This is a genomic window from Streptomyces sp. NPDC057877, from assembly GCF_042796855.1.
In the GTDB taxonomy this organism is placed as follows: domain Bacteria; phylum Actinomycetota; class Actinomycetes; order Streptomycetales; family Streptomycetaceae; genus Streptomyces.
The window spans coordinates 35,148-48,464 of record NZ_JBHVMS010000012.1 but is presented as its reverse complement, the minus strand read 5'-3'; the positions used below and the strand labels follow the sequence as shown (position 1 = coordinate 48,464).

The following is a 13,317-nucleotide window of genomic DNA, read 5'->3' as shown; positions in this document are numbered from 1 at the left end:
ACGGACCGCAGGGAGCCTGTCGTCGTACGGGCGCGGGCGGCTAGACGGCCTGCAGCTCGCGCAGTTCGCCGAGATAGGGGCCGACGTCGACCTGGATGGAAGCGCCCTCGGTACGGCCGTAACGCCGTACGACCCCGTCGAGGTAGGCGTCGATCTCGTCCCGCATCGCCTCGGCGGGCGGCAGCCCCGTCTCACCGGCGATGATCCGGGCGAGCCAGTGGGCCTGGGCCTCCACCAGGCGGGTGATGGCACCCAGCGGGCGGACCAGCCCCACGAAGTACAGCCCAGGCCGCTCCGGCGCGACCGCCCGCTTGTAGAGCCGGACCGCGCCGTCCGTCCCGGCCGGGCACCCGGCGGGCAGGAAGGGGAAGTCCATGCGGAAGCCGGTGCAGTAGACCACGGTGTCCGCCTCGGCGGAGGTGCCGTCGGTGAAGGTGACGCGGTTCCTCTCGAAGGAGGCGATCGACGGCTTCGGGGTGACCGTGCCGTGCCGGATCCGGCTGAGGATCTCGTCGGAGATGGTCACGGCCGAGGAGAAGATCGGGTGGTCGGGCTCGGGCAGCCCGTAGTCGCCCAGCCTGCCCCGGGCCACGAGCAGGGACTGCGCCACGAACCGGCGCTGCTCGTCGAAGGACATCGCGGTCCACCAGGGCGCCTCGGCGATCTCGTCCAGGGACATGCCGAAAAGCTGCTTGGGCAGGATGTGCAGTCCCCGGCGGACCGACAGCAGGGTCCGGGAGGCGTGCCGGGAGAGGTCGGCCGCGATGTCCACGGCGGAGGCGCCGAGGCCCACGACGACTACCCGCTGGCCCGCGAAGTCGCTGCCGTCGCGGTAGTCCAGGGAGTGCAGGATCGTTCCCGCAAAGGTGTCGGCCCCCGGCGGCAGCGGAGTGGGCATCGACGGCACCGAGTTGTGCCCGGAGGCGACGATCACCCGCTCGAACCGGCGCGCGGCCATGCTCCCCTGCGCGTCCCGGCTGACGACCGTCCACATCCCATCCGACCGCTCCCGCACCGAGACCACCTCGGTACGCGTCTCGACCCGGTCGAGCACCCCCGCCCACTCGGCGAAGGACCGCAGGTACGCGGCCATTTCGTCATGCCGGGGGTAGAGGGGGTAGGCGTCCGGCATCGGGAAGTCGCGGTAGGCGGTGAGCTGCTTGGCGGTGTTGAGATGCAGCGACTGATAGCCCGGGCCCGGCTCCCCGGCACCCGGCCGCCGCCAGATCCCGCCGACCTCGGGAGCCTTCTCCAGGCAGACGAAGTCGATCCCGTACTCCTTGAGCGCACGTGCCACAGCCAGCCCGGACAGACCTGCACCGATCACGCACACGCGCACGGTATCCCCCACAGCACCGACACCAGTTCGTTTCGCACGGGCATTGACTGCCCAAGGGCCTCTGCCTTCACACCCGGGAGGACTGTCGTCCAGGTCACGCAGTCGGCCCTCCGACGGCATGGACGCGGGTGTCACGAGGCCGCCGGTGCGCGAGAGTGGTCGGGTGGAGCGCAGCCGAGGAGGTGGACCGTGCCGGAGCGCGACGCCCTCACGGAGACCCGGGTGGAGTTCACCGGCTCGCGGGGCCAGCCCCTCGCCGCGCGGCTGGACCGGCCGCGTACCCCGCCGCGCGCCTACGCCCTGTTCGCGCACTGCTTCACCTGCGGCAAGGACTCCGTGGCCGCGGCCCGGGTGGCGCGCGGCCTGGCGGGACGGGGGGTGGCGGTCCTGCGGCTGGACTTCACCGGACTCGGCGAGTCCGGCGGGGACTTCGGCACCACCGACTTCACCTCCAACGTCGACGACCTGGTGCGGGCGGCCGGACATCTGCGGGAGCGGCACAGGGCGCCCGCCCTCCTGGTCGGCCACTCGCTCGGCGGCGCGGCGGTCCTCGCGGCGGCGCCGCGCGTGCCGGAGGTGCGGGCGGTCGCGACGATCGGCGCGCCCGCGGAGACCACCCATGTACTGCGGCTGCTGGCCGACAGCCGGGCCGAGATCGAGCGGACGGGCGAGGCGGCGGTGCGGCTCGGCGGGCGGACCTTCCGGATCCGCCGCGCCTTCCTCGACGACATCGCCGCACAGCCCCAGCGCGAGCGCGTCGCCGGGCTCGGGGTCCCGTTGCTGGTGCTGCACTCGCCCGTGGACGAACTGGTCGGCGTCGACAACGCGCGCCGCATCTTCGACGCCGCCCGGCACCCCAAGAGCTTCGTCGCCATCGACGGCGCCGACCATCTGCTGACCCGGGCACGCGACGCGGAGTTCGTGGCGGACGTGCTCGCGGCGTGGGGCGCCCGCCAGCTGCCGCCGCTGTCCGGGTGAGGGAGGTTCAGGCCGCCTCGTGCAGCCGGTGCTTCCAGTAGCCGGAGAACGTGATGCGGTCCTTGGGCAGGCCCGAGGCGTGCAGATGGCGGCGGCCCTCGGCGGCGAGGGTCGACTCGCCGACGACGTAGGCGTATCCGACGGGGTCGACACGGGTGTGGCGGCGGAGTTCGGTGAGGGCGGCGGTGCCGGGGACGGTGGCCGTGGAGTCGCGGACCACCCAGGTGACGGTCATCGCGGCGGGCGCGTCCAGGGTGCGCCGGTCGCCGGGGGCGGGGACCTCCTGGATGAGGTGGCCGACGGTGTCGCGGGGGAGGGACCGCAGGATGCCGGTGGTCGCGGGCAGTCCGCTCTCGTCGGCCACCAGCAGGACCTCGGAGGCGCCCGTGGGCCGGTCGAACAGCAGGCCCTGGTCGAGCAGGGCGAGTTCGTCGCCGCGGCGGGCCCGGCAGGCCCAGATGGCCGCGCCGCCCTCGGGTTCGCCGGTCGGGCCGTGGTGGACGACGAAGTCGATGTCCATCTCCGCGGCGGCGGGACGGAAGCCGGCGACCGTGTAGTTGGCGCAGTGCGGGCGCTCGTCCTCGGGGATGGCCAGGTAGGGCTGCCACCACCGGCCGCCCTCGAACTCCGGCAGCCGCAGCCCGCGTTGGTGGGGCAGGCGCAGGAAGAGGCGGAACCAGTGGTCGTAGCCGAGCCAGGAAAAGCCGGTGAGGTCCGGGCCCGAGACGGTCACTCGCTGGAGGGAGGGGGAGACCCGCTCGGAGCGGAGCACCTCGGCCCGGAACAGCTGGGGGTTCTGCGGCATCAGCGGCCGTGTTGTCGCCATGGTCAGGGAGGTTAGCCTAGCCTTAGTATGAATTCAGTCAGACCCCCGTGATCGCGCCAAAGATAAGGGTAGGCTAACCTCATCGCGTGAGCAGAGGTGAAACGGCCTACGAGGCCCCCTACGTGCGCGGTCGCCAACTGGCGGCCCGGGACGTGACCGTCGCCTACGACGGCGTCGACGTCGTCCATGACGCGGCGATCGCGCTCCGGCCCGGCGAGGTGACCGCCCTGGTGGGCCCCAACGGCAGCGGCAAGTCCACCCTGCTGCGCACCCTGGCCCGCCTCCAGCGGGCGCGCGGCGGCACGCTCACCGTAGGGGACGGCGAGGGCGGCGAGACGGACGGGCTGGCGTTGACGGCCCGTGAGTTCTCCCGCTGTGTCGCCATGCTGACGCAGCAACGCCCCACCCCCAGCGGGCTGACCGTACGGGACGTCGTCGAATTCGGGCGGTACCCGCACCGTGGCCGCTGGGGCCGACCCGACCCGGACGGCCCCGTCGCCGTGGCCCGCGCCCTCGCCATGACCGGCGTCGCGGACCTCGCCGACCGCGCCGCCGACCACCTCTCCGGCGGCCAGCTCCAGCGCGTCTGGCTGGCGAGCTGCCTCGCCCAGGAGACCGGCGTACTCCTGCTGGACGAGCCCACGACCTACCTGGACCTGCGCTACCAGGTCGAACTCCTCGACCTGATGCGGGACCTGGCGGACGAGCACGGCATCGCCGTCGGCGTCGTCCTGCACGACCTCGACCAGGCCGCCGCCGTCGCCGACCGCGTCGCCCTGCTGCACGCCGGACGCGTCGTCGCCGACGGCCCGCCCGAGGACGTCCTCACCCCCGACCGCCTCACCGAGATCTACGGCATCCGGATCGAGGTCGGCACCGACCCCCTCACCGGCCATCTGCGCACCCGCGCCATCGGCCGCCACCACGCACGCACCGAAAGGCTCAGCACCACCTCATGAGACGCTCCCTCATCGGCACCGCCGCCGCCTGCGCCGCCGCCCTCGCCCTCACCGCCTGCGGCACCACCGAGAACTCCGGCACCGCCTCCGACAAGGGCACCGAGAGCATCACCCTCACCGACGCCAGCGGTGCCAAGGTCACCCTCGACGGGCCCGCCGAGAAGGTCGTCGGCACCGAGTGGAACGTCGTCGAAAGCCTCGTCACCCTCGGTGTGGACCCGGTCGGCGTCGCCGACGTCAAGGGCTACACGACCTGGGACACCTCCGCCCCGCTGCAGAACGACCCCAAGGACATCGGCACCCGCGGCGAGCCCAGCATGGACACCATCGCCGCGCTCAGCCCGGACCTCGTGGTCGCCACCACCGACCTCCCGGCCGCCGCGGTCAAGCAGCTCAAGAAGATCGCCCCGGTCCTCCAGATCCGCCCGGCCGACGCGGCCGACCAGATCGGGCAGATGAAGAGGAACCTCGACCTGATCGCCGAGGCCACCGGCACCGAGGCCGAGGCCACCAAGGCCAAGGACGCCTTCGACGCCAAGGTGGCCGAAGGCAAGAAGGCCCTCGCCGACGCCGGACTCGACGGCGCCGACATCGCCTTCGCCGACGGCTACGTCATGTCCAACCAGGTCTCCATACGCCCCTACACCAGCGGCTCCCTCATCGGCGCCGTCAACGAGGAACTGGGCCTGAAGAACGCCTGGACCCTCGAGGGCGACAAGGACTACGGCCTCGCCGCCACCGACGTCGAGGGCCTCACCGAACTCGGCGACGTGCGGTTCGCCTACATCGGCAGTGACGGCGACGAGGCCAGCGACCCGTTCGGCAAGGAACTCGCCGACAACTCCGTGTGGAAGTCGCTCACCTTCGTCAAGAAGGGGAACGTGCACCGGCTGCCCGACGGCATCTGGATGTTCGGCGGCCCGCAGTCCATGTCGGCGTACATCGACGCCGTCGTCGACGCCCTGACGAAGTAACACCATGGCCGTCACCGCAACGACCCCCGCCGTCCGTCCGCAGGAACGCACCGCCAGGACAGGCGCGGTCGCGGTGACGGCCGTGCTCGTGCTGCTGGTCGCCGCCCTCGCGGTCGTCGACATCACCCAGGGCACCGCCGCGGTCGGCCCGGCCGAGGTGTGGAAAGCCCTCACCGGCCGGGCCGACCCCGCCGACGCCTCCGTGGTGATCGCCTCCCGGCTGCCCCGGATGGCCGCCGGTCTCCTCGTCGGCGTCGCGCTGGGCACAGCGGGCGCCGCCCTCCAGGCGGTCAGCCGCAACGTGCTCGCCGCCCCCGACACCCTCGCCGTCAACGCCGGTTCCTATCTGGCCCTCGGAGTGATCGCCGCCACCGGCGTCTCCCTGCCGCTGCTGGCCTCCTCCGGCGTGGCGTTCCTCGGCGGACTGGGCGCCGCGGCCGTCGTGCTGGCACTGTCCGGCCTCGGCGCGGGCACCGTACGGCTCGTCCTCGCGGGCAGCGCGCTCACCCTCGGCCTGTCCTCCGTCACCGAGGGACTGCTCCTGCTGTTCCCGGAGCAGACCGAGGGCCTCTACCAGTGGAACCAGGGCAGCATCAGCCAGAACGGCTTCGACGGCGTCCTCCAGATGGCGCCCGTCGCCGTGCTCGCCCTCGCCGGACTGCTGCTGACGGCCCGTCGCGTCGACGCCCTCGCGCTCGGCGACGACGCCGCCCGCGGCCTGGGCGTGCCCGTGCGGGCCACCCGGATCACGGTCGTCGTGCTCGCCGCGCTGCTCTCGGCGGCGGCGGTCACCCTGACCGGGCCCATCGGCTTCGTGGGCCTGTGCGCGCCCGCCCTGGTCCGCCCGCTGGCCCGCCGCCTCGGGCCGTACCGCCGCACCCGGCTCGCCCTGCCCATCGCCGGACTGGTCGGCGCGGGGCTGGTGCTGGGCGCGGACGTCCTGCTGCGGGCGCTGGTGACGGCCCAGTCCGCCGTCGCCGTGCCCACCGGCGTCGTCACCAGCCTGCTCGGCGCCGCGTTCCTGGTCACCATGGCGGTACGGGCCAAGGACACCGGCGGCGCGAGCGCGCCGGACCGGCTGCGCATCCCCAGCCGCGCCGTCTTCCTCACGACCACCGCCGTACTCGTCGCCGCCGTGGTCGGGGTGACCATCGCCGGGGTGCTGCTCGGCGACGCCAAACTGCTCCTCGGCGATGTCGTCAACTGGGCGCGGGGGGAAGCCGCACCGTCGATCTCCTTCATCCTCGACACCCGCGTGCCCCGGGTCGTCGCGGCGCTCCTCGCGGGCGCGGCGCTGGCCCTGTCCGGCACCCTCGTGCAGGCCGTCACCCGCAACCCGCTCGCCGAGCCCGGCATCCTCGGGGTCTCCGGCGGGGCCGCCCTCGGCGCCGTCCTGCTCGTCACCACCGCACCGCTCGCCGGATCGTGGGCGGTGGCGGGCGCCGCGCTCGCCGGGGCCGCCGTCAGCGCGCTCATCGTGTTCGGTCTCGCCGCCCGCGGCGGCTTCCAGCAGAACCGGCTCGTGCTCGTCGGCGTCGGCGTGTCCGCCGCGGCGACCGCGCTCATCAGCCTGTTCATCGTCCTGACCGACCCGTTCAACGCGACCAAGGCACTCACCTGGCTGTCCGGCTCCACCTACGGCCGCACCCTGCCCGACGCCCTGCCGGTCGCGGCCGTGCTCGTCCTCGGCATCGCCGTGACGGTGATCCGGCGCGCCGAACTCGACCTCGTCTGCCTCGACGACGACACCCCGGCGCTGCTCGGACTGCGGCCCGCCGCCACCCGGTTCGGCTTCCTCGTCGTCGGCGTGCTGCTCAGCGCCACCGCCGTGGCCGCCGCGGGCACCATCGGCTTCGTCGGCCTCATCGCCCCGCACGCCGCCCGCGCCCTGGTGGGCCGACGGCACACCAGAGTCGTCCCCGTGGCCCTGCTGCTGGGCGCCACCCTGGTCTGCGCCGCCGACCTCATCGGACGCACCGCCATCGCCCCCGCCCAACTGGGCGCCGGAGTGATGACGGCCGTGATCGGGACGCCGTACTTCCTGTACCTCCTGGTCCGCACCCGGCGTTAGCGGAGCGCGGGCGTCAGCCCGGACCACGGGTTGGGCGGCTCCCCCGTGACCGGGCCGCACACGCCCGCGCCCCGCTCGCTCGCCGTGAGGACGGCGAGCGGCACCAGTGCCTTTGGCACCCCGTACACCAGATGGCACAGCCGCTCCGGCGGCTGCCGAACCGCCCACCCCGGGCGGCTGAACGCGGACACGTACGTCGACCAGTGGCCCTCGAACGTGACCGTCAGGTCGGCGAGCCGGGCGTAGCCGCGCGCGGGATGGACACCGGGGTTGAGCACGACCGTCCCCGCCCCCGCCCGGCGCACGGCGCGCACCAGGCGGCGGCAGGCGGGCAGGGCCTGCGCGGTGGCGGTGACCCGGTCCAGGAAGCAGCCGTGGACGCCGTACCACCGCCGGTGCCTGCCCAGTTCGGCGGTGATCCGGGCGGCGTCACGGGCGCCGTAGTCCGTGTCGACATAGCCGAGCAGCCGGGCCCCCGCCGCCCGCAGCGCCCCGGCCACTGCCGTGAACGCCGGGTCGGGTGCCGGGCCCGGGCCGCTCGCCGGGTTCAGTACGACGGCGTGGACGCGGTCGGCGCGGGCGATGAGCCGGTGCCAGGCGCCGGGGTCCTCGGCCGGATGCACGTACAGCGGGACCAGCAGACTCACGGCGTCCGCCCCCCGTCCGCCCAGAGCGCGGCCAGCGAGGCGTCCAGGGCGTGGGACGGCCGCCAGCCGAGGGCCTCGCGCGCGGCGGTGATGTCGGAGCACTGCCACGACACCGGCCCCGACCGGCCGGAACCAGCCCCGTCCTCCACGATCCGCCCCCGGAAACCGGCCACCTCCGAGAGCACGCCCACCACGTCACGCACCCGCACCGCCTCCCCGCCGCCGACGTTGAGCACGGGCGGCAGCGGACCGGGCCGGGTCACCGCGAGGAGCGTCGCCCGGGCCACGTCCCGGACGTCCACGAAGTCCCGGTACGCGGACAGGTCCCCGAGCCGCAGCACCGCGCCCGGGTCCCGTCCGGCCGACCTCAGCAGCCCGGCGACCCGGCCGGGCAGCCCGATCGGCGGCGCTCCCGGGCCCACCGGGTTGCCCACCCGAAGCACCACCGCGTCGAGCCCCGACGCGGCCACCGCCACCGTCCCCGCGAGCTTGGTGGCACCGTACGGGCCCAGCGGCCGGGTGGCGGACGACTCCGTCGCCCGGCTGCCGGGTTCCGCCGGGCCGTACTCGGCGACCGACCCGAGGTGCACCAGCCGGGCCCTCGGCGCCGCCCCGAGCAGCGCCGCGCACAGCACGGCGGGGCCTCGGGCGTTCACCTCCGCGAGGGTGACGGCGTCGCCCGCGGTCGAGCCCGCGCAGTTGACCACCGCGTCGGGCGCCGCCGACACCAGGGTCCGCGCCAGCTCCCGGGCGCCCACGGTGGCGAGGTCGACGGCGAACCCGGCGCCCGCCGCCCGGCCGCCGACCAGCACCCGCACACCCGGCGCGGCACGCAGCGCCGCCGAGACATGACCGCCTAGCCAGCCGGTCGAACCCAGTACGAGCACACGCATACGCGGTTCACCTCCCTGAGCCGGGTCAGATGGTGTAGACGCCGGTCTTGTAGCGGGCGAGATGGGCCGGGTCGCGGAAGAACTCCACGGTGTGCGCGAGCCCTTGCTCCAGTGTGTGCGCGGGCCGCCAGCCCGTCGCCGCGGTGAGCCGGGAGGCGTCCGCCACCAGCCGCATCACCTCGGAGTCGGCGGGGCGGAGACGGGCGGGGTCCTCCCGGACGTCGAGCGGCGTGGCCATGACCTTCCCGATCAGCGTGACCAGATCGCCGACGGAGATCTCGCCGCCGGTACCGGCGTTGAAGGTGCGGCCCACCACCCGCTCGGCGGGAGCGGTGCCCACCGCGAGGAACGCCGCCGCGATGTCGGCGACGAAGGTGAAGTCGCGGGTGGGACGCAGGTCCCCGAGGGCGAGGGTGCGCTGCCCGGCGACCACCTGCCCGATGACGGTGGGGATCACCGCGCGCATCGACTGGCGTGGCCCGAAGGTGTTGAACGGCCGCAGCGTGACCACCGGGGTGCCGAAGCTGGCGTGGTAGCTGTCGGCCAGCCGGTCGCCGCCCGCCTTCGAAGCGGCGTACGGGGACCGCGTGTTGACGGGGTGGTCCTCGGTGACCGGTACCGTCCGCGCGGTGCCGTACGTCTCGCTGGTCGAGGTGTGCACCAGCCGGGGCGTGCCCAGGGCACGGGCCGCCTCCAGCACGTTGAGGGTGCCGACGACATTGGTGTCCACGTAACTGCGCGGCGCCTGGTAGGAGTACGGGACCGCGATCAGCGCGGCCAGGTGGTACGCGCAGTCGGCGCCGTCCAGCAGACCGTGCGCGGAGCCCGGGTCGCGGATGTCGCCGAGGACGACCTCCACCTGGTCGAGGACGTCGGCGGGCAGCGCCTCCAGCCAGCCGTAGGAGGAGAAGGAGTTGTACTGGGCCATGGCCCTGACCCGGTGACCGGAGGCGACCAGCGCCTCGGTGAGATGCGAGCCGATGAAGCCTTCGGCGCCGGTGACCGCGGCGAGCGGTGCGGAGGTCAACTCGGTCTCCTTACGTCGTCGTGAAGTGCGAGAACGGGCGGCCGAGCAGGCCTATCGCGCACCCCGTGAGACAGAGCGCGGCGACGGCGCAGACCAGGGGGAGGCGGTGGGGGAGCGTGGCCGCCGTCGCGGCGGCGACCGCGCAGATCCCGGCCGACGGCCAGGCCGCCCCGAACGCCTGCGACAGCCGGGCCGTCCACAGCGTGGCCGCGAGCGCCAGCAGCGCGGCGGGACCCGAGCCGGTCAGCAGCGCGGCTGCCAGCAACAGGAGCAGGTAGCCGCCCAGACACCGGCCGAGGACCGCCGCCCACCGCCACCGGAACCCCGCGGGCGTCGCGCTGTGCCGCAGCGCGACACCCGACCAGCCGCGACAGCGGTACAGCAGCCACTCGGCCGGTCCCACGCTCACCGTCAGCACGATCACCGCGTACGGATCGCGCAGCCCCGCCAGCACCACCAGCACACCGGCGGCCAGCCCCAACAGCCCGCCGGGAAGCGAGCGCACCGTGTCCGGGCGCCAGAGGTCGGCCGTCGCGGCGGGCGTGGGGAAGGCGCGCGGAACCCGCTCGTACAGCGCCGAGGCGAGGGAGAAGACGTCCCGGTGTCCGTACCGACCGCTGACCACGTCGGCCGTGCAGCCCTCCGCCTCCAGCAGCGCGGCCACCTCGTAGGGGTGGACGGCCGGGGCGATGTGGTCGGCGAGTTCGGCGGCGAGCCGGTCGACCGTGTCCTCGTCACCGGGGCCCTGGGTGTCGTCCTTCGCCCACCGGGGCCGGGCGAGCCGCAGGGCGAGGGTGTCCTGTTCCGCGCCACCCGGCTCCAGCGCCATGGGCCCGCTCACCGGGCGGCGAGGCCCGGCAGCTCCCGGTAGAGGGACCGGAAGGCGTCGATGGTCTGCCGGAGCGTGAACCGCTCGACCACCCGCAGCCGCGCCGCCTCTCCCATCGTCCGCCGCCGCTCCGGATCGCCCAGCAGCTCCAGCGCGGCGGCGGCCATCGCCTCCGGATCGCGCGGTGGTACGACGAGACCGGCGTCCCCGACGGCCTCCCGCACCCCGCCGACATCGGTGGAGACCGTCGCCCGCGCGCACGACATCGCCTCGATGAGCGTGAACGGGAAGCCCTCGCTGACGCTGGACAGCAGCACGACGTTCCCGGCCGCGTAGGCGTCCCTGATGTCGTCGACGCGTCCTTCGAAGGTGACCGCGGTGGCATGCCCCAGCTCGGCCGCGAGTGCTTCGCAGCGTTCCCGGTAGGCCGCACCGCCCGGCGGCGTGCCGCCGAACAACCGCAGCCGGGCGTCCGGGAGTTGCTCGCGGACCAGGGCGAAGGCGCGGATCAGCGTTTCCAGGTCCTTGACCGGGTCGACCCGGCCCGCCCAGCTGAGGGTGGGTGCCCCGGGCTCGGGCCCGGCGGGTGGGAATGCCTCGGGGTCGACGCCGTTGTGGACCGTGCGGATCGACGCGGGGTCGGCGCCGCCCCGCTCCTCCCACAGGCGGTTGTACCGGTTGCCGGGGGTGATCAGCGTGGCGCGCCGGTAGCTCTCCTCCGCCAGCAGCCGGAAGAACCCCAGGACGACGGCCTTCACCGGCCAGCGGCAGGGGGCGGTGCGGTGGCCGAGGTAGCGCTCCCGCAGATACACGCCGTGCTCGGTGAGCAGCAGCGGAACCCCGTACCGCGCGAGGGCGGCGAGCCCCGGCAGTACGGCTGTTCCGCCGCTGACGGCGTGGGCGATCCCGGAGCGGGGCGGCGGGGTGGCCAGCGGGCGCAGGGCGTGTTCCAGCAGCGTGGTGGCGGTGAGGGCGTCGTGCAGGGTCGGTCCGGCCTCCCGGACCACCAACCCCGGGCGGCGCCACACGGAGGTCAGGACCGAGACCGCCGTATCGCCGCGGAGGAAGGGGCTCAGGGCTCCGTCCGCCGCCGCCCGCGCCATCGCGTACAGGGCGGGGGCGAAGCCGTTCTCGGCGCGGGGGTCGAGCAGGGCGGTCAGGAAGCGTTCGTAGGCGTCGGCCAGTCGGCGCCGGGACCGGCCGCGCGGTGGGCGGCCCGGTGGCGCGGGTCCCCACAGCGGCACGGACCGGACGCCCGACACATGGTCCGGCAGCTTCCAGAGGACGGGTTCGCGTCCGGTGCCGGTGACGGCGATGACGTCGAAGTCGACGTCCGGCATTCCGGTGACGAGTTGGTCGCACCAGACGCTCACGCCGCCGTGGCCGTGCGGGTAGGTGCCTTCGGTGAGCAGGGTGACCCGCGTCGCGGGCGCCGGGGAAGTCGTCCCTGTGGTCGGCTTCATGCGGAGCCTCTTTCCCCGAGTCCCCGCGCCGCACTCGGCGGGGGTGCCGCCGCCCCGCGAGCACACGGGGCGGCGGCGCGGGGTCAGGCCGTGTGCAGGGTCAGCCCGTACCGGTTGAGGATCTCGTTGACCGGCTGGAACCAGGTCTGGCCGCCGGTGGAGCAGTTGCCCCAGCCGCCGGAGGTGACGCCCTGTGCCTGGTCGCCGCTGATGAACGAGCCGCCGGAGTCGCCGGGTTCGGCGCAGACGCTGGTCTTGGTCATCTGGTGGACCGCGCCCTGGCTGTAGTTGACCGTCTCGTTCTTGGCCAGCACGGTGCCGCAGTGCCAGCGCGTGGTGGAGCCGGAGCGGCAGATCGAGGCGCCGATCGGGGCCTCGGCCGAGCCGCGCACCAGACGGTCCGGGACGGTGCCCCAGCCGAGGACGACCGGCACCGTCCACCAGCCGCTGCCGACGCTGACCCAGGCGTAGTCGTTGTCCGGGAACGACGAGCCCTGAAAGGTGCCTATGTAGGAGCGGTCCCAGCCGCTGACCCCGGCGCCCGCCCGGCCGCAGTGCCCCGCGGTGACGAACCCGCCGTGCACCGAGAAGCCGATGGAGCAACGGACGTTGCCCGTGTAGTACGGGTCGCCGCCGACCGTTCCGGCCGCGAAGGTCCGCGGAGCCGACGGTACCGTCCGCACGGTCACCGGCCCGGCCTCGCGGGCCCGCTCGACGAACCGCTGGACATCGTTGTCGCGCTGCTCGCCGTCGACGACACTCACGACCAGGGAGTTGGCGGCCGGATCGACGTGCCAGCCGCTGACGCCCTCGGGGGCGCGCAACCCGTCGGCGTGCTTCTTGGCCGCGTCGAGCTGCCGGGCGCTGTGCTCGACGGTGCGGACCGCCGTCCCGGCGTCGCGCAGGGCCCGGACGGTCGCGCCGGTGGCGTCCGGGGTGACGGCGACGGTCAGTTTCCCGCTCCCGGCGTCGAACCACGAACCGGCGTAGGCGGATCCGGCGGCCTTGCGGGCCGTGGGCGCGAGGTCGGTGGCGCGGCGTTCGGCGGCGAGCCGCGCCTCCGCCTCGGACCGCGAGAGACCGAGGTCCCGTTCCATGGCGGCCAGCAGGCCGGGGGAGGCGGATTCGTTGGCGGTCCGGGTACCGCTGTCGGCCGAGGCGGGGAGCGTGCCCGCCGTGGCCCAGGTGCCGAGGACGAGGAGGGTGGCCAGGCCGAAGTGCCTGATGCCACGTCTCATGGGCGTGCGTCTCATGGGGAGTTGCCCTTCGTCGTTCCTGTCATGTGGGGGTGGAACAGCGAACTGAGAGCGC

At 74.2% G+C, this 13,317-nt stretch carries 12 protein-coding genes; 4 read left to right on the top strand and 8 right to left on the bottom strand.

The annotated features are described in order from the left end of the window. Positions 1-40: 40 nt before the first annotated feature. Entirely contained in the window at positions 41-1,339 is a 1,299-nt protein-coding gene (locus ACFVQG_RS31910) for a flavin-containing monooxygenase (RefSeq protein ID WP_383390092.1), read from the bottom strand. A 189-nt stretch (positions 1,340-1,528) separates the two neighbouring features. On the opposite strand from ACFVQG_RS31910, the gene ACFVQG_RS31905 reads away from it, so the two are divergent. Next, on the top strand, positions 1,529-2,317 hold the full coding sequence (locus tag ACFVQG_RS31905; RefSeq protein WP_383390090.1) for an alpha/beta hydrolase family protein: 789 nt from the start codon (positions 1,529-1,531) through the stop codon (positions 2,315-2,317). Between the two features lie 7 nt (positions 2,318-2,324). On the opposite strand, the gene ACFVQG_RS31900 is transcribed toward ACFVQG_RS31905, so the two are convergent. Further along, a complete protein-coding gene (locus ACFVQG_RS31900) occupies positions 2,325-3,143 on the bottom strand; it encodes a siderophore-interacting protein (RefSeq protein WP_383390087.1) in 819 nt (272 codons plus the stop codon). A 122-nt stretch (positions 3,144-3,265) separates the two neighbouring features. On the opposite strand from ACFVQG_RS31900, the gene ACFVQG_RS31895 reads away from it, so the two are divergent. Genes ACFVQG_RS31895 through ACFVQG_RS31885 form a run of 3 tightly spaced genes read left to right on the top strand, consistent with a single transcriptional unit; the run spans position 3,266 to position 7,147 of the window. Then, positions 3,266-4,102 carry an ABC transporter ATP-binding protein gene (locus ACFVQG_RS31895; RefSeq protein ID WP_383390723.1) on the top strand — a complete coding sequence of 279 codons (837 nt, stop codon included), beginning with the start codon at positions 3,266-3,268 and terminating at the stop codon, positions 4,100-4,102. Beyond that, positions 4,099-5,076: an ABC transporter substrate-binding protein gene (locus ACFVQG_RS31890; RefSeq protein ID WP_383390084.1), complete on the top strand. Its 978-nt coding sequence runs from the start codon at positions 4,099-4,101 to the stop codon at positions 5,074-5,076. The genes ACFVQG_RS31895 and ACFVQG_RS31890 overlap by 4 nt, the downstream gene beginning before the upstream one ends. 4 nt (positions 5,077-5,080) lie before the next feature. After that, positions 5,081-7,147, top strand: a complete 2,067-nt coding sequence (locus tag ACFVQG_RS31885) for an iron ABC transporter permease (RefSeq protein ID WP_383390081.1) — start codon at positions 5,081-5,083, stop codon at positions 7,145-7,147. On the opposite strand, the gene ACFVQG_RS31880 is transcribed toward ACFVQG_RS31885, so the two are convergent. From ACFVQG_RS31880 to ACFVQG_RS31855, 6 genes are all read right to left on the bottom strand, one after another. Next, entirely contained in the window at positions 7,144-7,794 is a 651-nt protein-coding gene (locus tag ACFVQG_RS31880; RefSeq protein WP_383390079.1) for a spherulation-specific family 4 protein, read from the bottom strand. The genes ACFVQG_RS31885 and ACFVQG_RS31880 overlap by 4 nt on opposite strands. Then, positions 7,791-8,687, bottom strand: coding sequence for an NAD-dependent epimerase/dehydratase family protein (locus ACFVQG_RS31875; protein ID WP_383390076.1), 897 nt, complete (start codon positions 8,685-8,687; stop codon positions 7,791-7,793). The genes ACFVQG_RS31880 and ACFVQG_RS31875 overlap by 4 nt, the downstream gene beginning before the upstream one ends. Positions 8,688-8,712: 25 nt before the next feature. Next, the gene (locus ACFVQG_RS31870) at positions 8,713-9,714 is read right to left on the bottom strand and encodes a GDP-mannose 4,6-dehydratase (RefSeq protein WP_383390073.1); all 1,002 of its coding nucleotides are present in this window, start codon (positions 9,712-9,714) and stop codon (positions 8,713-8,715) included. A 10-nt stretch (positions 9,715-9,724) separates the two neighbouring features. Further along, the gene (locus ACFVQG_RS31865) at positions 9,725-10,543 is read right to left on the bottom strand and encodes a hypothetical protein (RefSeq protein ID WP_383390070.1); all 819 of its coding nucleotides are present in this window, start codon (positions 10,541-10,543) and stop codon (positions 9,725-9,727) included. An 8-nt stretch (positions 10,544-10,551) separates the two neighbouring features. Then, positions 10,552-12,006 (bottom strand): GT4 family glycosyltransferase PelF, encoded by a 1,455-nt coding sequence (gene pelF, locus ACFVQG_RS31860; protein ID WP_383390068.1) that lies wholly within the window; start codon positions 12,004-12,006, stop codon positions 10,552-10,554. 83 nt (positions 12,007-12,089) lie between these two features. Further along, on the bottom strand, positions 12,090-13,244 hold the full coding sequence (locus ACFVQG_RS31855) for a S1 family peptidase (RefSeq protein WP_383390065.1): 1,155 nt from the start codon (positions 13,242-13,244) through the stop codon (positions 12,090-12,092). Between the last annotated feature and the right edge of the window lie 73 nt (positions 13,245-13,317).

What these genes read in the sequence shown, in the direction of transcription:
- ACFVQG_RS31900 (WP_383390087.1), bottom strand. Translation starts at nt 3,143, where the DNA reads ATGGCGACAACACGGCCGCTGATGCCGCAGAACCCCCAGCTGTTCCGG.
- ACFVQG_RS31890 (WP_383390084.1), top strand. Translation starts at nt 4,099, where the DNA reads ATGAGACGCTCCCTCATCGGCACCGCCGCCGCCTGCGCCGCCGCCCTC.
- ACFVQG_RS31885 (WP_383390081.1), top strand. Translation starts at nt 5,081, where the DNA reads ATGGCCGTCACCGCAACGACCCCCGCCGTCCGTCCGCAGGAACGCACC.
- ACFVQG_RS31875 (WP_383390076.1), bottom strand. Translation starts at nt 8,687, where the DNA reads ATGCGTGTGCTCGTACTGGGTTCGACCGGCTGGCTAGGCGGTCATGTC.
- ACFVQG_RS31865 (WP_383390070.1), bottom strand. Translation starts at nt 10,543, where the DNA reads ATGGCGCTGGAGCCGGGTGGCGCGGAACAGGACACCCTCGCCCTGCGG.
- pelF (WP_383390068.1), bottom strand. Translation starts at nt 12,006, where the DNA reads ATGAAGCCGACCACAGGGACGACTTCCCCGGCGCCCGCGACGCGGGTC.
- ACFVQG_RS31855 (WP_383390065.1), bottom strand. Translation starts at nt 13,244, where the DNA reads ATGAGACGTGGCATCAGGCACTTCGGCCTGGCCACCCTCCTCGTCCTC.